We start from the raw sequence: 23,772 nt of genomic DNA, 5'->3' as shown, positions 1-23,772 counted from the left end.
GGGCGCACCAACCCGCGAACAGAGGGGTACGTCATGACCCAGCACGTCAGCGACATCATGACCAGCGCTCCGGTCACCGTGGAACCCCAGACCTCCGTGACCGCCGTCGCCCGGATCATGCGCGACCAGGACCTCGGAGCCGTCCTCGTCACCGACGGCGGCGAACTGCGCGGCCTGGTCACCGACCGCGACCTCGTCGTGCGGTCCCTCGCCGACGGCGGCGACCCGGAACAGGTCACCGTGGCCGGCGCGTGCAGCGCGGACCTGGTGACCGTGGCTCCCGAGGACGACCTGGACCACGCCATCGCGCTCATGCGCGAACACGCCGTACGCCGGATCCCGGTCGTCGAGGGCGGCCACCCCGTCGGCATCGTCGCCCTCGGCGACGCGGCCATGGAACGCGACCCGGAGTCGGCCCTGGGCGACATCAGTGTGGCCCGCCCCAACACCTGATCCGGGAAAGGGAGTTCGACTGGCCGTCAAGCGGCCGGGTGGCCGCTCACCGGTGAACGGGTGTGCGGCACCGGTGCCCTGACGGCCGGACCGGACCCGTTTGGTATCGCCGGCACCGGGGACCCGGAGCAGCAGCATGGAAGGACGGTGAACCGCCGTGACCCCGCAGACCGCACCGATATCCGTCGTACGCCGGCCCGAGACGGGCTGGTCCAGGGCCCGCCGCCTGCACGGCAAGGGAGACCTGCGGACGTGCCTGCCCGCGGTCGACGAGCCGGGCGGACCCACCACCGCGCACACCGCGGAGGACAACATCGTCCGCGGCGAGGACTGAGCGCTCCCCGAGCCCTCCTCGCCCCCGTCACCGACGCTCCACCATCACGTCACCCCCTGACGCGGCCGGTCCCTCCGGATGCGGGCTAGGGTGACGCAGATGAAGGCTCTCGTGCTGTCCGACGGAGCCGCCACCCGGTCACGGCCGTGCATGCTCCCGTCGGCCACCTCATCGCGTGCTCTCCCGCACCTGACCGACGGCAAGGTGCGGACCGCGTCATGAGTTTCTCCGCCCGGAGGTTCACCTTCCGGCTTCCCGTCCTTACCAAGCCCTTTCCCTCGGGATCGCGCTCCTCGCCGCGAAGTCCTGTCATGGGAAGCTCACAGCAGGTATGTTCCACGGAACCGGTCTTGGCCGGGGCAGCCGGGCCCGCACCACGCCCCGCCGTCGGCGCCCTAGGGTGCGGCCGGAGGACGGGGGCCGCGCCGGACGCGCACCGGGACCGGCGGTCCGCCCTGCACGAAGCACTGCCACACATCCGCAAGGAGATTTCCCAGTGAAACGTCACGAGTTCCTGCGGGGGCTCCACCAAGCCAGCGCGAACCGCAACTACCTGGAGATCGGCGTCAACGACGGCCGCAGCCTGACGTTCTCCCGGGTACCGAGCATCGCGATCGACCCGGCGTTCAAGGTGGTCTCCGAGATCCGCTGCGACGTCCACCTGGCGAAGGCCACCAGCGACGACTTCTTCGCGCGCGAGAACCCGCTCCAGCACCTCAAGGGCGGCCGCCACCCCCTGCGGAACATCATCCGCAACCGCAGCCCGTTCGGGTACTGGAAGGACGTCACGCTCGACCTGGCGTTCATCGACGGCATGCACCTGTTCGAGTTCGCGCTGCGCGACTTCATCAACGTGGAGAAGTACGCGGACTGGGCGAGCGTGATCGTCTTCGACGACATGCTGCCGCGCAACGTGGACGAGGCGGCCCGCGACCGTCACACCAACGCGTGGACGGGCGACGTCTACAAGGTGATCGAGGTCCTGAACCGCTATCGGCCCGACCTGGTGACGGTTCTGGTCGACACCGAGCCCACCGGCCAGCTCGTGGTGTTCGGCGCCGACCCGACCAACACCGTCCTCAAGGACAAGTACGACGAGATCATCGCGGAGTACGTGGTCCCGGACCCGCAGAAGGTGCCCGAGACGGTCCTGGAGCGGACCTCGGCGATCAAGCCGGAGGCGCTGATCGAGGCGCCCTTCTGGAAGGCGCTGGTCAACGCCCGCAACCGGGGCAGCAAGCGGGACCGCAGCTGGGAGCACCTGCGCACGAGCCTCACGCAGCTCAACAACGCGGGTTGACCGCCGCACCCAGGGCATGAGCAAGGGGAGGACGCGTCCGGCGTCCTCCCCTTACTGCTGAGGTGTGCCCGTAGCGCTACTTGCGCCGGGCCCTGAGCCGGGCGAGCACCTTCCGGGCGAGCGGCCTGGCCCTGCGGACCAGTCGCTGTCCGACACCGGGCCGGGGCGGACGTACGGCCGTGACCTGGACCCGGCCGTCCTTCACCCGGAGGACGAACGGCAGCGGGTGGAAACGCGGCTCCGGGGCGTCGGGCGCCGGGCTCAGCGCCACCTGCCAGGGCGTCCCCCCGAGGTCGCCGAGCGGCAGCTCGGCCTCCAGCAGGGCGGCGGAGCCCTCGGGGCGCAGCGCGCCGGGCACCTGCCTGGGCGCGGTCCCGGCGCCCCCGGTGAGCTTGAGCAGGACCGGCGTGTCACCGGGCACGTGGAACGGCACCGGCACCGCGACCCGGTCGCCGGAGACGGTGACCTCGCCCGGTGTCAGACGGCCGAGCTCCAGGCGCTTGCCCGCGGTGTCGACGTCCAGGGCGAGCGTGCCCTGCTTCGCGGTCCAGTACGGCAGCACCACCCGGCCGCCGGCGACTCCGGCGTCCGCCGCGGTACGGCCCTTGAGCGCGACCGGACCCAGCCGGCTCTGCTTGGTCCAGCCGCCGAGCTTGACGCGCACGAACACGTCGTACAGCCCGGCCCCCAGCGGAGCGCCGTCGGCGGCGGTGGCCGGGTCCACGGTCGTGGTGCCCCGCAGCACGAGCCGCACCCGGTCGTCGCCGTCCGCCGGGACGGTCTCCCGGGCGAACTCCACCGGCTGGAAGAACTGCGCGGAGCTGGTGCGTTCGGTCAGCAGCACTTCGACGGTGGCGCGGCCGAAGCCGGCGACGCTGTGGGCGCCGACCCAGTCCACCGCCTCCCGCACGGAGGCCGGCGGCCCGGCCAGCGGCTCCTTGCTGCCCTTGGCGGGGAACGTCATCGGCGTGCCGCCCGACGCGAGTTCGGCGGACAGTCCGATCCGCAGCACCCCGCCGTCCCACTCGACGCCGTCGGGCACCGCCGTGGGCGTGACGGAGACCTCCCACTCGGCGAACGCCACCAGGTCGTCGAGCCGGCCGTCGGCGATCAGCGCCGCGACGACCTGCTGGGTGGGCTGGAGACCGGCCGCGACACCCGGCCCGAAACGCTCGACGACGACGGAGCGGATCTCTTTGAAAAGCTCCTGGCGGTAGTCCTCGGGAGCGGAGAGCAGCCGCTTGCCGCGCATCCGCTCGACCATCTCGTTGCGCAGCCAGCGGCGGAACAGCCGGTCGCGGGTCTTCCCCGGCTCGGTGTACTTCTCGACGACGTCGAGCGCCTCGCGCAGGTTCGCGAAGTAGCCCACCGGGTCGAAGCGCTGGAAGCCCGCGTTGGAGGCGTCGTCGCGCTTGAGGTGGTAGTAGCAGACGTAGTCGCTGAGCACGGAGACGTTGTCCGCGCGCAGGTACGCCTCGGTGACGAAGACGTGGTCCTCCAGCCGGCGCCTGCCCTCGGGGAAGCGCAGACCGATCCGGTCGAGGAAGGCCCGCCTGAACATCTTGTGCGGGGTCAGGCTGTCGATCAGCGGGGCGTTGTCGACGGTGGCCCGGGGATGGTTGCGGCGGAACAGCTCCACCGGCACGCCCCGGCCCTTGCCGGCCATCTTGCCCACGACCACGTCGGCGCCGTTGGCCACCGCGTAGTCGTACATCCGCTCCAGGGCCTCGTCGCCGAGGTAGTCGTCGTTGTCGACGAACATCACGAACTCGCCCGCGGAGGCGGCGATGCCGACGTTGCGGGGCTTGCCGGACCAGCCCGAGGCCTCCTGGTGGATGACCTTGATGTTCTCGACCTCGGCGGCCACCGCGTCCAGCCGGGCCGGGGTGTCGTCGGTCGAACCGTCGTCGACGAAGATCGCCTCGAACTCGTCCGGGGGCAGGGACTGCCTGCGCAGCGAGGCGATGCAGTCCTCGATGTAGTTCCCCGGGTTGTAGACGGGGATGACGACGCTGACCTTGACCGGCATCGGTGTCCGGACTCCTTGGGTGGCTTGTGGCTTGCGTCACGGATTGACGCGTTGTGCGCCGATGTTAACGCCGCCTGGACAAGTGCCGGGGCAGCGGGCTGCCTTGACCGGCAGTACGTCTGGCGTGAGTGAAGATGACAGAAGGGCGTCCCCGGTTCCGCGATATCGACCTGGATGTCGGGACCCGCGCCGCAACGCCCTTCACCTGGCGCCCGCCTACGCTGACCCCGTGCGCCTGCTGCTGATGTCCGACACCCACCTCCCCAAGCGTGCCAAGCAGCTCCCCGACCAGCTGCTCGACGAACTCCCGCGCGCCGACGTCGTGTTCCACGCCGGGGACTGGGTCGACACGGCCACCCTCGACCTGCTGGAGAGCCGCAGCGCCCGGCTCGTCGCCGTGTACGGCAACAACGACGGGCCCGGACTGCGCGCGCGGCTGCCCGAGGTGGCGTACGCCGACCTCGGCGGTCTGCGCTTCGCCGTCGTCCACGAGACCGGCGCCGCCCAGGGCCGCGAGGCCCGCTGCGCCGCGCGCTTTCCCGACACCGACGTCCTGGTCTTCGGCCACAGCCACATCCCCTGGGACACCGTCGCCCCGGGCGGACTGCGACTCCTCAACCCCGGCTCGCCCACCGACCGGCGCCGTCAGCCGCACTGCACCTACATGACCGCGACCGTGACCGACGCCCGCCTCACGGACGTACGCCTGCATCGCCTGCCGCCCCGCTCGGCCGCACGCTGAGCCCGGGGGCCCGCCTCACACGTCTCGCCTCCCGGGCGGGTGGATCGCCCCCGCCGTCGCCGTCAGCGGGACCCCGGTGCCGCCCCAGCGCAGCGCGACGATCTCGGCGGCCACGGACACCGCGACCTCCTCCGGTGTCCGGGCCCCGAGGTCCAGGCCGACCGGTGAGCGCAGCCGGGACAGCTCGGCCTCGGTCAGTCCCGACTCGGTGAGCCGTTTCATCCTGTCGTCGTGCGTACGGCGGCTGCCCATCGCCCCGATGTACGCCGCCGGCCGGCGCAGCGCCTCCTCCAGCAGCGGTACGTCGAACTTCGGGTCGTGGGTCAGGACGCAGATCACCGTGCGCTCGTCGGTGTCGGTGCCGCGGAGACAGCGGTGCGGCCAGTCCACGACGACCTCGACGCCCTCCGGGAAGCGCTTCGGGGTGGCGAAGACCGGGCGGGCGTCGCACACGGTGACCCGGTAGCCGAGGAAAACGCCGATCCGGGCGACGGAGGCCGCGTAGTCGATCGCGCCGAAGACCAGCATGCGCGGCGGCGGGGCGAAGGAGTGCAGGAAGACGCCGACCGCGTCCTCACGCCGTTCGCCGTGCGGGCCGTACCGCCTCGTCCCCGTCGCACCCTGGGCCAGTTCGCCGCGCGCGTCGGCGGTGACCGCCACGTCCAGGCCGGTCGCGCCCAGCGTCCCCGCGAACCGGTCCGGCCACACCGCGAGCGTGGCGCCGAGCGGTGCGGGGCCCTCGGTCACGGTCGCCAGGGTCACCGGGCGGTTCTTCGCGACGGCCTCCGCGACCTCGCCGAACACGGGATCGAGGGCGGCCGTCACGGGCCGTACCAGCAGGGTGATCTCCCCGCCGCAGGTCAGCCCCACCGCGAACGCGTCCTCGTCGCTGTAGCCGAAGGTCGCCAGGCGGGCCTCGCCGCTCGCCACGACCTCCTGGGCCAGTTCGAAGACGGCCCCCTCGACGCAGCCGCCGGACACACTGCCGACGACCTCGTCGTCCGGGCCCACGGCCATGGCCGCGCCGGGGTCACGCGGCGCGCTGCGACTGGTCGAGACGACGTTGGCCAGCCCGAACGGCACGCCCGCCCGGTACCAGCCGGCCAGCACCGGGAGGATGTCACGCATCGTCGGCTCCTTTCACCACCACCGCCCCACAGTGCCACGGTGGCTCCCCGACCCCGGGTACCCCCGCTCGGCGACGCGTCCGGCGTTAATCCGTTGCCGTCGTCGGCGTGCAGCTGCTGGACTCTCCCTGTACTCGTCGTACTCGTCGTCGCACGATCCAGGAGCCGCAATGCGCACTGCGTCCATGTCCCCCCAGGAAGGAACGACACCGCTCTCCAAGGACATGACGCCTCGTGCACCTGCTCAACCTCGGGATCCTCGCCCACGTCGACGCCGGTAAGACCAGCCTGACCGAGCGGCTGCTGCACTCCGTCGGAGTCATCGACGAGATCGGCAGCGTCGACGCCGGCAGTACGCACACCGACACCCTCGCGCTGGAGCGCCGGCGCGGCATCACCATCAAGTCCGCCGTCGTCTCCTTCACCGTCGGCGACGTCACCGTCAACCTCATCGACACCCCCGGTCACCCGGACTTCATCGCCGAGGTCGAGCGCGTCCTCGGCGTGCTCGACGGGGCGGTCCTGGTCGTCTCTGCCGTCGAGGGCGTCCAGGCGCAGACCCGGGTCCTGATGCGGACCCTCCAGCGGCTGCGCATCCCGACCCTCGTCTTCGTCAACAAGATCGACCGACGGGGCGCCCGATACGACGGCCTCCTGCGCTCCCTCGCCGAGCGGCTCACCCCGGCGATCATGCCGATGGGAACCGTCGCCGGACTCGGCACGCGCCAGGCCCGCTTCAGCCCGGGGGCCGGCCCCTGTGACGTCCTCGCGGACCACGACGACGACCTGCTGTCCGCCTACGTCGAGGAACGGGTCGACGAGGCGCTGCTGCACCGGGCCCTGGTCGAGCAGACCCGGCGGTCCCTGGTGCACCCGGTGTACTTCGGATCCGCGGCCACCGGCGCGGGCGTGCCCGAACTGGTCGCCGGCATCCGGGAGTTGCTGCCCGCCGCCGACGCGGATCCCGAAGGGCCCGTCTCCGGCACGGTGTTCAAGGTCGAGCGGGGGCCGGCGGGGGAGAAGATCGCCTACACGCGGATGTTCTCGGGGACGCTCGGCACGCGCGACCGCGTCCCGTTCGGCGAGGCCCGCGCGGAGGGCCTCGTCACCGCGATCAGTGTCTTCGACGGCGGTTCCGAGACCCGCCGGGACACGGTCCCCGCGGGCCGGATCGCCAAGCTGTGGGGCCTGAACGGCATCCGGATCGGCGACACTCTCGGCGAACCCCGCAAGGCGCACGGCCACTTCTTCGCCCCGCCCACCCTCGAAACGGTCGTCGTGCCGGGCCCGGGCGCCGACACCAGGTCCCTTCATCTCGCCCTCACCCAGCTCGCCGAGCAGGACCCGCTGATCGGCCTGCGGCACGACGAGAGCCGCCAGGAGACCTCCGTCTCGCTCTACGGCGAGGTGCAGAAGGAGGTCCTCCAGGCCACCCTCGCCGAGGAGTTCGGGCTCGACGTCACCTTCCGCGAGACCACCCCGCTGTGTGTGGAGCGGCTGGCCGGCACCGGCTCGGCGGTGCGGTTCAACAAGCGGGGCGGCAACCCCTTCCTCGCCACCGTCGGCCTGCGCGTCGAACCCGCCCCGGTCGGCTCCGGAGTGGCGTTCCGGCTGGAGGTGGAGCTGGGCGCCATGCCGTACGCCTTCTTCCGGGCCGTCGAGGACACCGTGCGCGAGACCCTGGGGGAGGGCCTGTGCGGCTGGCCCGTCCCGGACTGCACGGTCACCATGACCCACTCCGGCTACTCACCCCGGCAGAGCCATGCGCACCAGGGCTTCGACAAGAGCATGTCCAGCACCGGCGCCGACTTCCGGGGCGTCACCCCGCTGGTGCTCGTCGAGGCGCTGCGCCGGGCGGGCACCCGGGTCCACGAGCCCCTGCACCGGTTCCGCCTGGAGGCGCCGGCCGACACCCTGGGCGCCCTGCTGCCGGTGCTGGGCGCGCTGCGGGCCGTACCGGAGGACACCGTGGTCCGCGGGGAGACCTGCCGGGTGGAGGGCGTGGTCCCCGCGGCCCGGCTGCACGAGCTGGAGCAGCGGCTGCCCGGACTCACCCGCGGCGAGGGCGAGTTGGAGAGCGCCTTCGGGCACTACGCGGCGGTCACGCACGGGCCGGTCCCGTATCGGGCGACCCCTACCCGAAAAAGCTGAAACTTACTCATCAGTCATAAGTGTTGACGGTGTGCCGGATGAGTCGGACTGTTATGGACATGCCGAATATGCGTGCGCGTCTGCTCGTTGTTCTGGTTGTCCTCTGCGGATTCCTGACGGTCGCGGGCACCCCGTCCGCCTCCGCCGCCCCCATCGCCGACTCCCTGTCCTTCGACGGCACCGCCCTCACCGTGGCGAACGGCCGCTTCGTCGACGGCAACGGCCGCGAGGTCGTCCTGCGCGGCTACAACGTCTCCGGTGAGACCAAGCTCGCCGAGAACAAGGGCCTGCCCTTCGCCTCGGTGGCCGACGCCAAGAAGTCGGCGACCGCCCTCAGAGCCCTCGGCGGCGGCAACTCCGTGCGCTTCCTGCTGTCCTGGGCCTACGCGGAACCGGTGAAGGGCCAGGTCGACGCTGCCTACCTGACGGCCGCCACCGAGCAGATGCGCGCGTTCCTCGACGCGGGCATCCGGGTCTACCCCGACTTCCACCAGGACCTGTACTCGCGCTGGCTGTTCAACTCCGGCAGCTGGTACACCGGCGACGGCGCCCCCGCGTGGGCGGTGGCGCTCGGCAACTACTCCGCCGAGTCCTGCGGGATCTGCATCATGTGGGGCCAGAACATCACCCAGAACGGCGCCGTGAAGGCCGGCCAGTACGACTTCTGGCACAACAGGTACGGCCTCCAGGACTCCTTCCTGGCCACCGCCCAGAAGGTCATGACGTACCTCAAGGCCAACCTCTCCACCGAGGAGTTCGCGGGGGTGGTCGGCTTCGACCCGTACAACGAGCCCTACGCCGGCAGCTACGACTCCGGGCAGAACAGCCGCACGTGGGAACGGGACCTGCTGTGGCCCTTCTACGTGAAGTTCCGGGCCCGGATGGACGCGGCCGGCTGGACGGACAAGCCCGCGATGGTCGAGCCGAACCTGTTCTGGAACGGCAACGTCAGCAAGGAGGAGGGCGGTCTGCTCGACGCGGGCACGATCGGCTCCCGCTATGTCTTCAACACCCACTTCTACGACCAGAAGGCCATCTCCGGGATCCTGATGTGGGGCAACGCCTCGGACGGCCAGTACGTGAGCGACTTCGGCACCGTCCGGGACCGCGCCTCGGCCCTCGGGACGACGTCCGTGGTCAGCGAGTTCGGGCATCCGCTGAACGGCTCCACCGCGGGCAAGGCGCCGACCGTCCTCAAGGCCATGTACCAGGCCATGGACTCCCGGGTGAAGGGCGCCAACTGGTGGTCCTCGCCCGCGACTTCGGGCCCTGTGCTGTCCGGTTCCCAATGGCAGTGGGACATCTACAACGGCCGCCACCACGAGCTGATGAACGACAACCCCAGCAAGGTCATGACCTCGGGTGACGCCTGGAACGACGAGGACCTGTCGGCCGTCCGGCTCGACGACTCCGGTACGGCCGTGCTCCGCCAGGACGCCCGGCTCCTGGACCGGATCTACCCGAGCGCCACCTCCGGCTCCACGGTCGCCTTCACCTACGAGGACCGCTCACGCGACGGCTCCACCACCCTGACCTGGAACCCGGTGCCGAGCAGCCTGCCGAACGTGGCCTCGCTGGTCGGCTCCGGGCAGTACTCGCTGCTGGTGTGGCGGTCGGGCGGCGGTTCGGCACCCACCGAACTCCATCTCCCCGCCTCCTTCCCCACCGCCGCGACCACGGTCGTCTCCGACCTCGGCACGATCTACGGCCCTCCGGCGTACACCTCGTCCACGCCGATCGGCGCGGCCCTCGAACCGGGCGGCACGGGCAGCCGCCGCCTCCTGCTCACCGACGCGGACTCCGGCGTCCTGCACTACGCGCTGGTGACCAACGGGGCGACCTCGCCCTCCACGTCCCAGCTCAACGCGGCCAGGTCCGAGCTGGCGTCCTGGGTGACATCGAAGATCGGCTGACCCTGCGGGATTTCGGTTGAGTGTGCCGAGGCGGCTCGGCACACTCGCCGGATGATCAACTCCGTCGTGATTGAGGGTAGTTGGGGCGAGCTCCGGTGTCGCGTGCGGACGGAGACTTCTGGTGTTCCGACGGTCTGATCGTCCGTGAGCCCTGTGTCTGCAACATGGCCCGCGTGCTCGTCGGCCTGCTCGAACCGTGTCGCCGCTTGCGGGTGCGGGTCGTGGGGGCCGGTCGCGCAGTTCCCCGCGCCCCTGGGTGGGTCCACCGGACCTCGGGTTCACCCGGCAACCGGCTTTCCGCCGGCCACGGCTGTCCACCGGCCGGCCGGTTCCCGCGTCACCGCGGCCGGACTGCTCATGCTGCCCATGCTCGTGGCGATGACACCGGCGACTTCGCGTGCATTCTTCGACGGCTCGACGACGACTGACCGCTCCGCCCCCGCGTACGGGAGCGGAGCGGTCAGGAGACGTCCGGGGGAGTGGCGGGCATCAGGACGCCGGGCTCGTCCAGTTCGCGGCCACGTGGCCCAGCCGCACCCGCTGCGGGTGGTCGCCCACCGCCACCGACGCGGTCTTCTGCCCGGTCGCGAAGTCGATCGCGGTGACCTGGTCGGCGCCGCTCTCGGAGATCACACAGCTCTTGCCGTCACCGCTGACGGTCGCCCAGTACGGCTTCGAGGCGGGCACCAGCGGGCCCTCCTGGAGCGTGGAGCGGTTCACGACGGTCGCGTAGTCGTCCATCGTGCCCGCGACGCACAGCTTGCTGCCGTCCGGGCTCATCGAGATCCCGTGGTGGCGCGAGTCGTTGACCATGGTGGTGCGGTCGTCGCTGGTCGCCGGGTTCTTCGGCAGGGTCTTGGTACGGGTGATCCTGTCCGTGGCCACGTCGTACTCGAAGAAGCCGTTGAAGAACGACACCTGGAAATACAGCTTGGACTCGTCGGGCGAGAACACGGCGGGCCGGACCGCGTCCGAGTAGTCCGTGAGGCCGATCGCGTTCAGCTTGTCCCGCATGTCGATGGTCTTGACCTGCTTGTACGTGGTCGCGTCCACCACCGTGATGTGCCGGTCGCCCTTCGTCCAGTCCAGCCAGGGCGCGTCGGAGTCGGTGTTGACGTCACCGATCGCCATGTTCCAGATGTACTTGCCGTCCTTGGTGAAGATGTTCTCGTGCGGCTTGTCGCCGGTGGCGAAGGAGCCCAGCTGCTGGCCGGTGTCGATGTTCAGCACGTGCACGGTGTTCGCGGTCGAGGCGGACACCGCGACCCGGGTGCCGTCGGGGGAGACCGCCATGTGGTCCGCCCGGTACCCCGAGACCTTGAAGCGCCAGTTGATCTTCCCGGTCGCCAGGTCGATGGACACGACGTCCGCGAAGCTGGGCCGCGAGACGACCACCGACTTGCCGTCCGGGGTGGAGTACATGTCGTCCACGAACTGGTCGTGGCCCTCGCCGACGCTGTTGCGGATCGCCATGAAGTAGATCCACTTGATGGGGTCGGCGTTGATCTCCGCCATCCGGGCGTCCTTGTCGGGGATGACGTTGATCCGGCCGATCTTCGCCAGGTCGCCGGAGGACTTGATGACGTCGGCGGTGCCGTCCCAGTTGTTGCCCACGAACAGCACCTCGCGCAGGGCGGGGCCGTCCGCCGCGGAGGCGGCGGACACGGGGGCGGTGACGGTCAGGACGACGGCTGCGGCCAGGGCACAGAGGTGCCTGGGGCGGATAGCGGGCAAGGCGGGTCTCCCTACGGGGCGGCTCAGACGGGGCGGCGCATTCGGGCGGCTCGAACAAACTCATGGCGTGGGCATGCCAGAGGTAAATCTGAAGATGTGCGCATTCAGAGTGAACTTACTGCAAAGTAAGGAAGGGGCGCCCTTCTCCACAAGACTGCGTGCACGACAAAATTGCACTCCTACGGGTGGCCGGACCTTCCGGCCCGAACAGGAGGTGCGGTGACGGGCAGGCTCAGGGCCCCGACCGGTCGCTACGGCGGCAAGACCGCCGCGGAGCGGCAGGCCGAGCGACGCCGTCGCTTCCTGGACGCGGCACTCCAGCTCTTCGGGGACGCTCCGGGCTACCGCGCCACGACCGTCGCCGCCCTCAGCGAGGCCGCGGGCCTGTCCACCCGCCAGTTCTACGAGGAGTTCCGCACCCTCGAGGACGTCCTGGCCGCGCTCCACCTCAAGGTCAACGACTGGGCGACGGCGGCCGTGCTGGCCGCGGTGGCCGACGCGGACCAGCTGCCGCTGACCGAACGGGTGGCGGCGATCTTCCGGGCGTACGCGGCCAACGTCACCTCCGACCCGCGGCGGGTGCGGATCACGTTCGTGGAGATCATCGGGGTCAGCGCGCGGATGGAGGAGCAGCGTCTGGCGCGTCGGGCGCACTGGGTCGACCTGGTGTGCGCCGAAGCGGAGCGGGCGGTCGCCCGGGGGGAGGCCACGCCCCGGGACTTCCGGCTCGCGGCGACGGCGTTCATCGGCAGCGTGAACGGCCTGCTGCACGACTGGAACGCGGGATGGGTGGACGCCACGCTCGACGAGGTGGTGGAGGAACTGATGCGCCAGCTGCTGGGGATCCTCCAGCCACCGGGGTGGGATTCCGGCCGGGGGTGAGCGGGGGTGCCGGCCGGGTGGTGAGTGGGATTCCGGCTTGGTGTGAACGGGGCTTTCGCCCGGGCGTGAGCCGCGGCGCCGCCCGTGCGTGAGTGGGGCGCGGGCGCGCTACCGCCCCAGCTTGTTCACCGCATCGAGTACCGGTGTCACTCCGTCCTCGTCGCGGATGTGCGCCCCCAGCGCCCGGGCCCGCTCCCGGTGACCGGTGTCGCGGGTCGCCTCGGTCAGCGCCGCCGCCAGCGCCTCGGCGGTCAGTCGCCGCAGCGGCACGGCCCGCGGTGCCACGCCCAGTGCCACCAGCCGCGCCGCCCAGAAGGCCGCGTCGAACTGGATCGGCACCGGCACCGCCGGGACTCCCGCCCGCAGCCCCGCCGCCGTGGTGCCCGCGCCCGCATGGTGGACCACCGCCGCCATGTGCGGGAACAGCGCCGAGTGCGGCACCTCGTCGACCGTCAACAGGTCGTCCCCCGTCGCCGCCAGGCCCGCCCAGCCGCGCTGGACCACCCCGCGCAGCCCGGCCAGGCGCAGTGCCCGCACGATCGCGGCGCTGACCCGCGCGGGGTCGGGCACGGTCGCGCTGCCGAGCCCCACGAAGACCGGCGGCGGCCCCGCGTCGAGGAACGCCCGCAGCTCGTCGGGGAGCGGCGCGTCCGCGTCGTACGGCCACCAGTAGCCGGCCACGTCGAGCCCGCGCCGCCAGTCACGGGGCCGGGCGACGACGCGCGGGCTGAACCCGTGCAGCACCGGCCAGCCCTGCCGGTCCCGGGCCCGCAGTGCCGCGGCCGTGCCCATCGGCGGCAGACCCAGACGGCTGCGCACCGGGGGGAGGGCCGCGCCGAATACCTGTTCCACGGCCAGGTTCAGGGCCGTCCCGGTGGCCCGGTTGCCGAGCGAGCCCCAGGAGCGGATGCCCAGCATGGGCGGGGCGAACTCCCGGGTGGCGGCGAGGGGTTGGAGGTTGAGGCCGAGGCTGGGCAGACCGAGGCCCTCGGCGACGGCGTGTCCCAGGGGGGCCACCGAGCCGGACAGCAGCAGTGCGTCGCTCGACCGGGCGGCGGCCACCAGGTCGTCGGCCATCTCCACGGCCAGGGTCCGGGCCATCGCGACCACCCGCACCAGCTTGCCCACGCCGGTCGTGCTGCGGTGCAGCGCCCGCCCGCGCGAGGACTCCAGCTCCGCCCGGGGATCGACGGGCAGGGCGTGGAACCGGAGGCCGGCCCGGGCCGCGAGCGGCTCGAAGCGGCCGTGGGTGACCAGGGTGACCTCGTGCCCGGCCCGCGCCAGTCGGTGCCCCAGACCGGTGAAAGGGGCGACATCGCCCCGGGAACCCGCTGTCATGATCGCTACCCGCACGCCGGACAGTATGGCGCCGGGGCCCGGCTTCCGGGGCGAACGACCCGTGCGTACCGGCCAGTTCAGGCCGGTACGCAGGCGTAGGCCTCACCCTCCTGTGGCTGTGGCTGTCTGTCTCTGTGGCTTTGGCGGTCGAGTCAACCCACCCGGGCGGCGGTCTCGGCCGCCGTCACCGTCTGCTCCAGCAGCGTGGCGATGGTCATCGGTCCGACACCACCCGGCACCGGCGTGATCAGCGAGGCCCGTTCCACGGCGGAGTCGAAGTCGACGTCACCGACGTTCCCCTCGTTGTATCCCGCGTCGACGACCACCGCGCCCGGCTTGACGTCCTGGCCCCGGACCAGCCGGGGCCGGCCCACCGCGGCGACCACGATGTCCGCCTCCCGCACGGCCGCCGACAGGTCCGTGGTGCGCGAGTGGCAGTAGGTCACCGTGGCGTCCCGGGCGAGCAGGAGCATCCCGGCCGGCTTGCCGAGGATGGCGCTGCGGCCCACGACCACCGCCCGCTTCCCGGCCGGGTCGACGTCGTACGCGTCGAGCAGCCGCATGATCCCGCCGGGGGTGCAGGACACGAACCCCGGGAGGCCGAAGCTCATCGTCGCGAAGGAGGCGAAGGTGACTCCGTCGACGTCCTTCTCCGGCGCGATCGCCTCGAACGCCGCCCGCTCGTCGATGTGCGCGCCCATCGGATGCTGGAGCAGGATGCCGTGCACGGTCGGGTCGGCCGACAACTCCCGCAGGGTGACGACCAGTTCCTCGGTGGTGGTGGCTGCCGGGAGCGCCACGTGCCGTGACTCGACACCGGCTGTGCGGCAGCGGTTCCGCTTCATCCGGACGTAGGTGACGGAGGCCGGGTCCTCACCGACGAGAACCGTCGCGAGACAGGGCGCCCGACCCGTGCGGGCGGTGAGGCCGGCCGCGCGCTCGGCGGTCTCCCCGACGATGCGCCGGGCGAGCGCGGTGCCGTCCATGATGCGGGCCTGAGACATGATCCACTCCTGGGTCGATCGTGGGAATCGCCCAGGCGCACGGCTTCGGAGTCATGGACCGCTCCCCGGTGGTGCTCCACCTCAGCGCCAGTCACGGCCCGCCACCAGCCTAACCGGCTCCGGTACGCCCGCGGTCTGCGCGTGCAGCAGCTCCGCCCCGGTCGCCCCGGCCCGCTCGTGCCGAGAAGGTCCAGGTCGGGCAGGGCGTGATCTGGACCCTCGGCGCCTTTCTCGTTACTCGTCCCAGGCCTGGATCATGGTCTGTTCGGTGATCTTGCCGTCCTTGAGGGTCAGCATCGACTCCGACAGGACGCGCACGCCGTCGGAGTACAGACAGGACTCGCTGAAGGCGACGTGATCGCCCTCCATGACACACCCTTCCAGTTTGTGTGTCATGTCGCGGCTGTAGACGTCGTCGAGCATCGCGCTTATCTGGTCCTTGCCGTGCACCACCATGGGGTGGCTGGGCTGCGTGTTGCGGTCGACGATGCGGATCTCGGCGTCGTCCGCGTAGAGCGACAGCAGATCGGCCGCGGAGTTCCCTTCGACGCCACGGCGCAGGGTCTCGCTGGTGAAACCGGTGTTTGCGGCAGTGCCCATGGTGACCTCCTTCGAAGGCCGCGGCCCGACGAGGAACGGGCCGCGCAGGGCTTCCTCCTACGAGACTCCTCCGCCCCGGCGGCCACGGCAAGCGCAGTACGGGCGCTCCGCCTGACGGGTGAGCGGCGCCGGGCAACCGTGTCCGGGAGCGGTCGGTGGCCGTTGCTGACTACATGATCTCAACTCGACGTATCGTCGCCGCCGTCGGTCTCGCCGTCGGCGTCACCGGTCTCGCCGCTCCCCTCGCGAACGCGGCCGGCGCGGCCGCCCAGGACGCGAGCCCGCTCAGCCCGATGGCCACGCTCGACTCGCTCGCGGTGAGCGAGATCCCGGCGGAGCACAGGGCTCAGTTGCCCAAGGTCTCCGAGCAGCTCAACAGGGCCAACGACCTCTACCGGCTGAACGAACTGCACCAGGTCACCGACCTCGCCGCGCCCGTCACCGGGCTGGTCCCCGCGATCGAGACCTGACGGCTCCCGCACGGACACCGAGGGCCGCCCGGATCACCGGGCGGCCCTCGACGCGTTCCGGGATGTCCCGGGGGTCATGGTGCGGACACCTGACTCATTCGGCGGCTGTGGCCAGGAACTGCGTGGCCGCCAGTTCCGCGTACAGCGGGTCCCCGGCGACCAGCTCCCGGTGCGTCCCCACGGCCCGTACCCGCCCCGCGTCCATCACGACGATCCGGTCGGCCGTCGTCACCGTCGACAACCGGTGCGCGACGACCAGCACCGTGGTCGTACGCGCCACGTCCGCCACCGTGTCCCGAAGGGCCGCCTCGTTCACCGCGTCCAGCTGGGAGGTGGCCTCGTCCAGCAACAGCAGCCGGGGCCGCCGCAGCAGCGCCCGTGCGATCGCCACCCGTTGCCGTTCACCGCCCGAGAGCTTGGTCCCGCGATGGCCGACCAGCGTCTCAAGGCCGGCGGGCAGCCGCGCCACCAGCCCGTCCAGCCGGGTCGTCTTCAGGACACGGGTCACCGCGTCCTCGGCCGCGTCGGGATTGCCGAGGAGCAGGTTCTCGCGCAGTGACCCCGACAGCACGGGCGCGTCCTGCTCCACGTACCCGATCGCCGAGCGCAGCTGCGGCAGTTCCCACTCCGCGAGATCCCGCCCGTCCAGCGTCACGACCCCGGACTCGGGATCGTAGAACCGCTCGATCAGCGAGAACACCGTCGTCTTCCCGGCTCCGGACGGTCCGACGAAGGCCGTCAGCCCCCGGGCCGGCACCTCGAAGGAGACGCCGTGGTGGACGTAGGGCAGATCGTCGGCGTAGCGGAACCTGACGTCCGCGAAGGCGACGGCGGCGGGTTCTGCCCCGGCGGCGGGCAACGGCGCCGCGGGCGCGGCCGGTTCGGCCGGCAGCCGCAGCGCCTCCTGGATCCGGGCGAGGGCGGCCGCGCCCGTCTGGTACTGCGTGACCGCCCCGACGACCTGCTGGATCGGGGACATCAGATAGAAGACGTACAGCAGGAAGGCCACCAGCGTGCCGACACCGATCGCCCCGGTGGCGACCCGGGCCCCGCCCGCCGCGAGCACCGTGATGAACGCGATCTGCATCGCGAGTCCCGCCGTGTTGCCCGCGGCCGCCTGCCACTTGGCGGCCCGCACGCTCTGCCGCCAGGACTCCTGGGCGGCCGCGTGCAGGGTCCGCTCCTCGCGGTGCTCGGCGCCGGACGCCTTCACCGTGCGCAGCGCGCCGAGGATCCGCTCCAGCGAGGCGCCCATCACGCCGACCGCGTCCTGGGCCTGCCGGCTCGCCCGGTTGATGCGCGGCACGATCACACCGAGAACCGTGCCCGCGGCCAGGATCACCGCCAGCGTGACCCCCAGCAGCACAGGGTCGACCAGGGCCATCATCACCACGGTCGCCACCAGCGTGAGCCCGCCTGTGCCCAGGCCCACGAGGGAGTCGGTGGTGACCTCGCGCAGCAGTGTGGTGTCCGAGGTGATCCTGGCCATGAGATCGCCGGGTTCGGTGCGGTCCACGGCGGGGATGCGCAGCCGCAGCAGATACGACGACAGTGAGCGCCGCGCGCCGAGGACCACGGACTCCGCGGTGCGTCGCAGGACGTACGAACCCAGCCCGCCGACCGCCGCGTTGGCGATCACCAGCCCCGACATGGCGACCAACGCCCAGGTGATCGTGCGGTCGTGGGAGAGGTCCTCGATCAACTCCCGTGCGACCAGGGGCAGCAGGAGTCCGGTGACGCCCGTCAGGAGCGAGAGCAGGGCACCCGCCAGCAGGGTCCAGCGGTGCGGCCGTACGTAGTCGAGGAGCAGTCGCCAGGTGGGCGGGCCGGGCGTGGTCTCGGTGGTGCCCACGGCGCTCCTTCGGGCTCGGCGGTGGAGACCTTCAGGCTACGTCGGTGGTTGTCGGGCCTTGTCCGCGGGCCGCCGCGAGGGCAACTCCTGCCGGGTGGGCCTGTCTCGGCGGTCGGGGCGCGTCCCGCCGGGTCCCCGCGGCTCGGCGGGTCAGGAGGGCTGGACCTCCTCGAAGAGGGCGAGGGCCGCGGCCGGGTCCGGGCTCACCAGGCGTTCCAGACCGGCCGTGGTGATCTCCGCCCACTTCGCGGCCCGCACCCACATCCGTTCCTCGAAGGCGCGGACGGTGTCGTCCAGGTCCTCGGGACCGGCGGCGACGGCCTCGGCCAGTTCGGCGCCCTCCAGCATCGCGAGGTTGGCGCCCGCCCCCAGGGGAGGCATCAGATGGGCGGCGTCGCCGAGCAGGGTCACCCCGCGCACAGGGGGCCAGGTGTGGGCCACCGGCAGGACGTGGAGGGGGCGGTGCACGAAGGCGGTGCCGCGGCGGAGCAGGTCGAGCACCGGGGCGGCCCACCCGTCGAACAGCGCCAGCAGGCTCGCCCGCACCGCCTCGACGTCGGCGGGGTCCAGGTGCGCGTGCCAGTCCTGCGGCGCGCGGAACTTGGCGTACACCTTCACATGGCCGCCGCTGTTGCGCTGGGCGGTGAGGCTCCGGTTCGCGCCGTACACCGCCACCGAACCGTCGCCGATCAGCCGGGCGAGGTCGGGGTGGCGGCGGTCGACGTCGTCGAGGGAGGTCTCGACCGTGGTGACGCCGGTGTAGTGCGGCGTCGCCGACGAGACGCCGGGGCGGACCCGGGACCAGGCGCCGTCCGCGCCGACCACGAGGTCGAACGTCTCCTGCCGTCCGTCCGAGAACTCGACCGGCACGCCGTCCCGCGTCCCCGGCAGCACCTTCGTCACGCTCCGCCCCCACTGGACGTCCAGCGGGCCGCGCAGCAGGTCACGCAGGTGCTTGCGGTCGATCTCGGGATGGGCCCGCTCGTCCGGGGCGGGCCGCCAGTCGCGCAGGACCGTGCCGTCCGTGTCCAGGATGCGCATGGCCTGTCCCTCGGGGCGGGACAGCTTCTGGAACTCCGCCAGCAACCCCGCCTTGTCCAGGGCTAGTTGGCCCATCCCCTCGTGCAGGTCCAGGGTGCCGCCCGGGGGCCGGGCGTCGGGGGAGGGGTCGCGCTCGAAGAGGGCGACGGAGTGACCGTGGCGGTGCAGGACACGGGCGAAGGTGAGGCCGCCGGGACCGCCCCCGACCACGGCGATGCGATGTCTCATGTCGATACACTGTATCGAAACGCTACGACGTATCGCAACAGTACGATGTCGCCATGACTGTGTGGGACCGGCCGGAGCCGCCGACGCGCCCCGTGCCCCTCGACCGGGAGCGGATCGTCGCCGCCGCCGTCGCGCTCGCCGACGAGGGCGGCCTGGAGGCGGTGTCGCTGCGCAAGGTCGCCGCCCGGCTGAACGCCGGGCCGATGCGGCTGTACGGGTTCATCGCCACGAAGGAGGAGCTGTTCGACCTCATGGTGGACGAGGTCCAGGCCGAGATCCTCCCCGAGGAGCGGCCAGGCGACTGGCGCGAGGCACTGAGCGGTCTCGCCCACCGCACCAGACAGGCCGCGCTCCGGCACGAATGGCTGGCCGACCTGCTCGGCGGCCGCCCGAGCCTCGGCCCGAACGGCCTCGCCGTGACCGAGTCCACCCTGGCCGCCCTGGACGGACTCGCCGACATCGACACCGTCATGCGCGCGGTGGAGACGGTCAGTTCCTACTTCACCGGCGCGATCAGGCGAGAGATCGCGAACCTGCGGGCCGAACGCGCCACGGGGCTGAGCAAGCGCGAATGGCAGCGCGCCTACGGCCCCCATGTGACGAAGATGCTGGCCACCGGCCGCTTCCCGGCGCTGAGCAAGGCCGTGCACGACGCCACGCACGTGGACGCCGAGGCCTCCTTCACGACGGGCCTGGACTGGGTCCTCGACGCGGTGGCCGCCAAGCTCGCCCGGCCCTGACCCGACCGCGCCCGAGCAGGGCACCGGCTTGCCCCCAACGCCCCGGCCTGCGGGAACCGGTGCCGTTACCGATCATTCGCGCGTAGGGTCGGAGGGACGTACACCGGGCGACGGAAGGGGTCAGGCCATGGCGCAGGAGGTACGCGGAGTGATCGCACCCGGCAAGGACGAGCCGGTGCGGGTGGAGACGATCGTGGTGCCGGACCCGGGCCCCGGGGAGGCCGTGGTACAGGTGCAGGCCTGCGGGGTCTGTCACACCGACCTGCACTACAAGCAGGGCGGGATCAACGACGACTTCCCCTTCCTGCTCGGCCATGAGGCGGCCGGGATCGTCGAGTCGGTCGGCGAGGGGGTGACCGATGTCGCGCCCGGCGACTTCGTGATCCTCAACTGGCGTGCCGTGTGCGGCAACTGCCGGGCCTGTCTGCGGGGACGGCCCTGGTACTGCTTCAACACGCACAACGCGCAGCAGAAGATGACCCTCACCGACGGCACCGAACTCTCGCCCGCACTGGGCATCGGCGCCTTCGCCGAGAAGACCCTGGTCGCCGCCGGACAGTGCACCAAGGTCGACCCGTCGGCCTCCGCCGCGGTCGCCGGGCTCCTGGGCTGCGGGGTGATGGCGGGCATCGGCGCAGCGATCAACACCGGCAACGTCGGCCGCGGCGACACCGTCGCCGTCATCGGCTGCGGCGGGGTCGGCGACGCGGCGATCGCCGGGTCGAACCTCGCGGGCGCGGCCCGGATCATCGCCGTGGACATCGACGACCGCAAGCTGGAGAAGGCCCGCACCATGGGCGCCACCCACACCGTCAACTCGCGCGAGAACGACCCCGTCGAGGCGATCCGCGAACTCACCGGCGGCTTCGGCGCCGACGTCGTCATCGAGGCGGTCGGCCGCCCCGAGACGTACCAGCAGGCCTTCTACGCCCGCGACCTCGCCGGCACCGTCGTCCTCGTCGGCGTGCCCACCCCCGAGATGAAGCTGGAGCTGCCGCTCCTCGACGTCTTCGGGCGCGGCGGCTCGCTCAAGTCGTCCTGGTACGGCGACTGCCTGCCCTCCCGGGACTTCCCGATGCTGATCGACCTGCACCTGCAAGGCCGCCTGGACCTGGAGGCGTTCGTGACCGAGACCATCCAACTCGACGAGGTGGAGAAGGCGTTCGAGCGCATGCACCACGGCGACGTCCTGCGTTCGGTGGTGGTGCTCTGATGGCCGCCCGCATCGAACGCCTCGTCACCTCCGGGCAGTTCAGCCTCGACGGCGGCACCTGGGACGTCGACAACAACGTCTGGATCGTCGGTGACGACCACGAGGTGATCGTCATCGACGCCGCCCACGACGCCGAGGCCATCCTCGAGGCGGTCGGCGACCGCAGGCTGACCGCGATCGTCTGCACCCACGCCCACAACGACCACATCGACGCCGCGCCCGCCCTCGCCGAGCGCACCGGTGCCACGATCTGGCTGCACCCCGACGACCTGCCGCTGTGGAAGCAGACCCACCCCGACCGCGACCCCGACGCCCATCTGCGCGACGGCCAGGTCATCGAGGCGGCGGGTGCCGACCTCCAGGTGCTGCACACCCCGGGCCACGCACCGGGCGCGGTCTGCCTCTACGACCCGGGCCTCGGCACCGTCTTCACCGGCGACACCCTCTTCCAGGGCGGTCCGGGCGCCACCGGCCGCTCCTTCTCCCACTTCCCGACGATCATCGACTCGATCCGCGACCGGCTGCTCGTCCTGCCGCCCGAGACGAAGGTCCTCACCGGCCACGGAGACCCGACGACGATCGGCGCCGAGGCCCCGCACCTCCAGGAGTGGATCGCCCGTGGCCACTGACGACGTCGTGCCCCTGAACGGCGTGAACGTTCTGCACTGCGCCCCGGACGGACCACCCCTGGACGGCGAACGGGCCGCCCTCGACCTGATCGGCGACGCGATGGGCCGTGACGCCCAGGTGGTCGCCGTACCCGTGGCACGGGTCGCCGAGGAGTTCTTCCGGCTGCGGTCGGGCGTGGCCGGCGCGGTCATGCAGAAGTTCGTGACCTACCAGGTCCGTCTCGCCGTCGTCGGCGACGTCACCCGCCACACCGACGGCAGCACCGCCCTGCGCGACTTCGTCCACGAGACGAACCAGGGCGGCCACATCTGGTTCCTGCCGGATCTGGACACCCTGGACGAGAAGCTGCGCGCGACCGGGTGACTCTCCCGTAAATCACGACAGAGGCTGTCGGGCTTCCCGGCGATGCTCGACTCCACATCGCACACAACGGGAGGTCGGACATGCCACAGCCGCTGAAGGACAAGGTCGCACTGGTCGCCGGGGCCACACGGGGAGCCGGGCGCGGGATCGCCGTGGAGCTCGGGGCGGCGGGCGCCACCGTCTACGTCACCGGACGCAGCACCCGCGCCGGCCGCTCCGAGTACGACCGCCCCGAGACCCTGGAGGACACCGCCGACCTCGTCACCGCGGCCGGCGGCCAGGGCATCGCGGTCCCCACCGACCACCTGGACCCGGCGCAGGTCCGCACCCTCGTCGACCGCGTCGCCGACGAGCAGGGCCGCCTCGACGTCCTCGTCAACGACATCTGGGGCGGCGAGCACCTCTTCGACTGGGACGCGCCGGTGTGGGAGCACGACCTCGACAAGGGCCTGCGGCTGCTCAGGCTCGCCGTCGAGACCCACGCTGTCACCAGCCACCACGCCCTGCCCCTGCTGCTGCGCCGGCCCGGTGGCCTGGTCGTCGAGATGACCGACGGAACCGACGCCTACAACCGCGAGAACTACCGCGTGTCCTTCTTCTACGACCTCGCCAAGACGTCCGTGCTGCGGATGGCCTTCGCCCTCGGCCACGAACTCGGCCCGCGCGGCGCCACCGCCGTCGCGCTCACGCCCGGCTGGATGCGCTCGGAGATCATGCTCGACACGTTCGGGGTGCGGGAGGAGAACTGGCGTGACGCCCTCGACCAGGTGCCCCACTTCGCGATCTCGGAGACCCCGCGCTACGTGGGCCGTGCCGTGGCCGCGCTGGCAGCCGACCCGGAGGTGTCCCGCTGGAACGGCCAGTCCCTCGACAGCGGTTCGCTGGCGCGGACGTACGACTTCACCGACCTGGACGGCAGCCGCCCGGACGCCTGGCGCTACCTGGTCGAGGTGCAGGACGCGGGCAAGCCGGCGGACGTGACCGGTTACCGCTGACGCCGGGGGGAGCCCCGGCGTTCGGTGGCGTCGGCGGGAACGGAGCCGGGCAGGTCAGGAGGACCGCGCGGGCGGCAGCTGCCACCGGACCGCAAGGCCCGGTGGCAGTGCCAGATCGTCGCGTACGGCCGCGTAGTAGCCGTCCCGGCCGTTGCGGTGCCGCTCCAGCAGGACCCGCCACGCCTCGGGATCGCGGGTCCCGTCGCGCAGGAACTGCTCCATCTCCAGCACCACCGTGACCCAGACCCGCGCCTTCTCCACCACCGCTGGACTCCCCAGCAGAAGCAGTGCCTCCCCGTCCGGGTCGCGGGCGAGCGTCGACTCCGCCAGCAGCGGGGCCGCCTCGTCCGGGGTGAGCGGATGCGGGTGGGGATCGTTGCCGAAGTGGGCCGCCACCCGGCACACCAACGTGATCGTCTTCTTCAGCGTGCGCGCGTAGTCCGAGTACACCCCCAGCCGCCGCTCCTCCCACCGAGCCGCCTGCTCCCGTCGAAAGCGCGCCCGATCACTGCGCACGACCGCCAGATACGAACCCAGAGCACCGACCACCACACCGATGAGCGCGGGCAGTTGCTGTATGAACGCCGACATGACCGCACGCTATCGGCCGACTTGATCAGCCGGGGCCTACCT

22 protein-coding genes and 1 riboswitch are annotated in these 23,772 nt (G+C 71.7%); of the genes, 13 read left to right on the top strand and 9 right to left on the bottom strand.

What is annotated here, in order from left to right; genetic code table 11:
* Window positions 1–33: 33 nt before the first annotated feature.
* The 3 genes from H295_RS0107705 (at window position 34) to H295_RS0107695 (ending at window position 2,087) form a co-directional block, all read left to right on the top strand.
* Window positions 34–453, top strand: coding sequence for a CBS domain-containing protein (locus H295_RS0107705; protein ID WP_020134768.1), 420 nt, complete (start codon window positions 34–36; stop codon window positions 451–453).
* 157 nt (window positions 454–610) lie between these two features.
* Window positions 611–787: a hypothetical protein gene (locus H295_RS47485; protein WP_020134767.1), complete on the top strand. Its 177-nt coding sequence runs from the start codon at window positions 611–613 to the stop codon at window positions 785–787.
* A 496-nt stretch (window positions 788–1,283) separates the two neighbouring features.
* Window positions 1,284–2,087, top strand: a complete 804-nt coding sequence (locus H295_RS0107695) for a class I SAM-dependent methyltransferase (RefSeq protein ID WP_020134766.1) — start codon at window positions 1,284–1,286, stop codon at window positions 2,085–2,087.
* 76 nt (window positions 2,088–2,163) lie between these two features.
* On the opposite strand, the gene H295_RS0107690 is transcribed toward H295_RS0107695, so the two are convergent.
* The gene (locus H295_RS0107690) at window positions 2,164–4,116 is read right to left on the bottom strand and encodes a glycosyltransferase family A protein (RefSeq protein WP_020134765.1); all 1,953 of its coding nucleotides are present in this window, start codon (window positions 4,114–4,116) and stop codon (window positions 2,164–2,166) included.
* A 229-nt stretch (window positions 4,117–4,345) separates the two neighbouring features.
* Between H295_RS0107690 and H295_RS0107685 the strand changes: the two genes are divergently transcribed.
* Complete coding sequence (locus H295_RS0107685; RefSeq protein ID WP_020134764.1) at window positions 4,346–4,858, top strand: metallophosphoesterase family protein; 513 nt, start codon at window positions 4,346–4,348, stop codon at window positions 4,856–4,858.
* A gap of 15 nt (window positions 4,859–4,873) precedes the next feature.
* Here H295_RS0107685 and H295_RS0107680 read toward each other — a convergent pair whose 3' ends face one another.
* Complete coding sequence (locus H295_RS0107680) at window positions 4,874–5,986, bottom strand: XdhC family protein (RefSeq protein ID WP_020134763.1); 1,113 nt, start codon at window positions 5,984–5,986, stop codon at window positions 4,874–4,876.
* Window positions 5,987–6,219: 233 nt separating this feature from the next.
* On the opposite strand from H295_RS0107680, the gene H295_RS0107675 reads away from it, so the two are divergent.
* Together H295_RS0107675 and H295_RS0107670 are read left to right on the top strand one after the other, a co-directional pair.
* Complete coding sequence (locus H295_RS0107675; RefSeq protein WP_020134762.1) at window positions 6,220–8,136, top strand: elongation factor G; 1,917 nt, start codon at window positions 6,220–6,222, stop codon at window positions 8,134–8,136.
* Window positions 8,137–8,189: 53 nt separating this feature from the next.
* The gene (locus tag H295_RS0107670) at window positions 8,190–10,049 is read left to right on the top strand and encodes a cellulase family glycosylhydrolase (RefSeq protein ID WP_028809163.1); all 1,860 of its coding nucleotides are present in this window, start codon (window positions 8,190–8,192) and stop codon (window positions 10,047–10,049) included.
* Window positions 10,050–10,538: 489 nt separating this feature from the next.
* On the opposite strand, the gene H295_RS0107665 is transcribed toward H295_RS0107670, so the two are convergent.
* A complete protein-coding gene (locus tag H295_RS0107665) occupies window positions 10,539–11,783 on the bottom strand; it encodes a YncE family protein (protein ID WP_020134760.1) in 1,245 nt (414 codons plus the stop codon).
* A 219-nt stretch (window positions 11,784–12,002) separates the two neighbouring features.
* Between H295_RS0107665 and H295_RS0107660 the strand changes: the two genes are divergently transcribed.
* Entirely contained in the window at window positions 12,003–12,665 is a 663-nt protein-coding gene (locus H295_RS0107660) for a TetR/AcrR family transcriptional regulator (protein ID WP_020134759.1), read from the top strand.
* Window positions 12,666–12,773: 108 nt separating this feature from the next.
* On the opposite strand, the gene H295_RS0107655 is transcribed toward H295_RS0107660, so the two are convergent.
* The 3 genes from H295_RS0107655 to H295_RS0107645 form a co-directional block, all read right to left on the bottom strand.
* Entirely contained in the window at window positions 12,774–14,003 is a 1,230-nt protein-coding gene (locus H295_RS0107655; protein ID WP_028809162.1) for a glycosyltransferase, read from the bottom strand.
* Between the two features lie 152 nt (window positions 14,004–14,155).
* Window positions 14,156–15,007 (bottom strand): bifunctional 5,10-methylenetetrahydrofolate dehydrogenase/5,10-methenyltetrahydrofolate cyclohydrolase, encoded by an 852-nt coding sequence (locus H295_RS0107650; protein ID WP_020134757.1) that lies wholly within the window; start codon window positions 15,005–15,007, stop codon window positions 14,156–14,158.
* Window positions 15,008–15,029: 22 nt separating this feature from the next.
* Window positions 15,030–15,112, bottom strand: a riboswitch (ZMP/ZTP riboswitch).
* Between the two features lie 129 nt (window positions 15,113–15,241).
* Complete coding sequence (locus tag H295_RS0107645) at window positions 15,242–15,607, bottom strand: nuclear transport factor 2 family protein (protein ID WP_020134756.1); 366 nt, start codon at window positions 15,605–15,607, stop codon at window positions 15,242–15,244.
* 173 nt (window positions 15,608–15,780) lie between these two features.
* Here H295_RS0107645 and H295_RS0107640 point away from each other — a divergent pair, with 173 nt between their 5' ends.
* Entirely contained in the window at window positions 15,781–16,077 is a 297-nt protein-coding gene (locus H295_RS0107640) for a hypothetical protein (protein WP_020134755.1), read from the top strand.
* Between the two features lie 94 nt (window positions 16,078–16,171).
* Here H295_RS0107640 and H295_RS0107635 read toward each other — a convergent pair whose 3' ends face one another.
* Together H295_RS0107635 and H295_RS0107630 are read right to left on the bottom strand one after the other, a co-directional pair.
* Window positions 16,172–17,929 carry an ABC transporter ATP-binding protein gene (locus H295_RS0107635; protein ID WP_020134754.1) on the bottom strand — a complete coding sequence of 586 codons (1,758 nt, stop codon included), beginning with the start codon at window positions 17,927–17,929 and terminating at the stop codon, window positions 16,172–16,174.
* Window positions 17,930–18,079: 150 nt separating this feature from the next.
* Window positions 18,080–19,198, bottom strand: coding sequence for an FAD-dependent oxidoreductase (locus tag H295_RS0107630; protein ID WP_028809161.1), 1,119 nt, complete (start codon window positions 19,196–19,198; stop codon window positions 18,080–18,082).
* 53 nt (window positions 19,199–19,251) lie between these two features.
* On the opposite strand from H295_RS0107630, the gene H295_RS0107625 reads away from it, so the two are divergent.
* The 5 genes from H295_RS0107625 (at window position 19,252) to H295_RS0107605 (ending at window position 23,139) form a co-directional block, all read left to right on the top strand.
* On the top strand, window positions 19,252–19,938 hold the full coding sequence (locus H295_RS0107625) for a TetR/AcrR family transcriptional regulator (RefSeq protein WP_028809160.1): 687 nt from the start codon (window positions 19,252–19,254) through the stop codon (window positions 19,936–19,938).
* 127 nt (window positions 19,939–20,065) lie between these two features.
* Window positions 20,066–21,151: an S-(hydroxymethyl)mycothiol dehydrogenase gene (locus H295_RS0107620; RefSeq protein ID WP_020134751.1), complete on the top strand. Its 1,086-nt coding sequence runs from the start codon at window positions 20,066–20,068 to the stop codon at window positions 21,149–21,151.
* On the top strand, window positions 21,151–21,780 hold the full coding sequence (locus H295_RS0107615) for an MBL fold metallo-hydrolase (RefSeq protein WP_020134750.1): 630 nt from the start codon (window positions 21,151–21,153) through the stop codon (window positions 21,778–21,780). Before H295_RS0107620 ends, H295_RS0107615 begins: the two co-directional genes overlap by 1 nt.
* Window positions 21,770–22,144 carry a DUF4180 domain-containing protein gene (locus H295_RS0107610; protein WP_020134749.1) on the top strand — a complete coding sequence of 125 codons (375 nt, stop codon included), beginning with the start codon at window positions 21,770–21,772 and terminating at the stop codon, window positions 22,142–22,144. Before H295_RS0107615 ends, H295_RS0107610 begins: the two co-directional genes overlap by 11 nt.
* Before the next feature lie 80 nt (window positions 22,145–22,224).
* Window positions 22,225–23,139 (top strand): SDR family oxidoreductase, encoded by a 915-nt coding sequence (locus tag H295_RS0107605; RefSeq protein WP_020134748.1) that lies wholly within the window; start codon window positions 22,225–22,227, stop codon window positions 23,137–23,139.
* A gap of 54 nt (window positions 23,140–23,193) precedes the next feature.
* Here the strand turns inward: H295_RS0107605 and H295_RS0107600 are convergent, their stop codons facing one another.
* Complete coding sequence (locus H295_RS0107600) at window positions 23,194–23,730, bottom strand: hypothetical protein (protein WP_028809159.1); 537 nt, start codon at window positions 23,728–23,730, stop codon at window positions 23,194–23,196.
* Window positions 23,731–23,772 lie beyond the last annotated feature (42 nt).

It is taken from the genome of Streptomyces sp. 351MFTsu5.1 (assembly GCF_000383655.1).
GTDB lineage: Bacteria > Actinomycetota > Actinomycetes > Streptomycetales > Streptomycetaceae > Streptomyces > Streptomyces griseorubiginosus.
This window is presented reverse-complemented; position numbering and strand designations above follow the sequence as displayed.

Coding starts and splice junctions, on each gene's coding strand:
- H295_RS0107615 (WP_020134750.1), top strand. CDS start 21,151: ATGGCCGCCCGCATCGAACGCCTCGTCACCTCCGGGCAGTTCAGCCTC.
- H295_RS0107655 (WP_028809162.1), bottom strand. CDS start 14,003: ATGACAGCGGGTTCCCGGGGCGATGTCGCCCCTTTCACCGGTCTGGGG.
- H295_RS0107690 (WP_020134765.1), bottom strand. CDS start 4,116: ATGCCGGTCAAGGTCAGCGTCGTCATCCCCGTCTACAACCCGGGGAAC.
- H295_RS0107670 (WP_028809163.1), top strand. CDS start 8,190: ATGGACATGCCGAATATGCGTGCGCGTCTGCTCGTTGTTCTGGTTGTC.
- H295_RS0107680 (WP_020134763.1), bottom strand. CDS start 5,986: ATGCGTGACATCCTCCCGGTGCTGGCCGGCTGGTACCGGGCGGGCGTG.
- H295_RS0107650 (WP_020134757.1), bottom strand. CDS start 15,007: ATGTCTCAGGCCCGCATCATGGACGGCACCGCGCTCGCCCGGCGCATC.
- H295_RS0107605 (WP_020134748.1), top strand. CDS start 22,225: ATGCCACAGCCGCTGAAGGACAAGGTCGCACTGGTCGCCGGGGCCACA.
- H295_RS0107630 (WP_028809161.1), bottom strand. CDS start 19,198: ATGAGACATCGCATCGCCGTGGTCGGGGGCGGTCCCGGCGGCCTCACC.
- H295_RS0107705 (WP_020134768.1), top strand. CDS start 34: ATGACCCAGCACGTCAGCGACATCATGACCAGCGCTCCGGTCACCGTG.
- H295_RS0107640 (WP_020134755.1), top strand. CDS start 15,781: ATGATCTCAACTCGACGTATCGTCGCCGCCGTCGGTCTCGCCGTCGGC.
- H295_RS0107620 (WP_020134751.1), top strand. CDS start 20,066: ATGGCGCAGGAGGTACGCGGAGTGATCGCACCCGGCAAGGACGAGCCG.
- H295_RS0107625 (WP_028809160.1), top strand. CDS start 19,252: ATGACTGTGTGGGACCGGCCGGAGCCGCCGACGCGCCCCGTGCCCCTC.
- H295_RS0107600 (WP_028809159.1), bottom strand. CDS start 23,730: ATGTCGGCGTTCATACAGCAACTGCCCGCGCTCATCGGTGTGGTGGTC.
- H295_RS0107645 (WP_020134756.1), bottom strand. CDS start 15,607: ATGGGCACTGCCGCAAACACCGGTTTCACCAGCGAGACCCTGCGCCGT.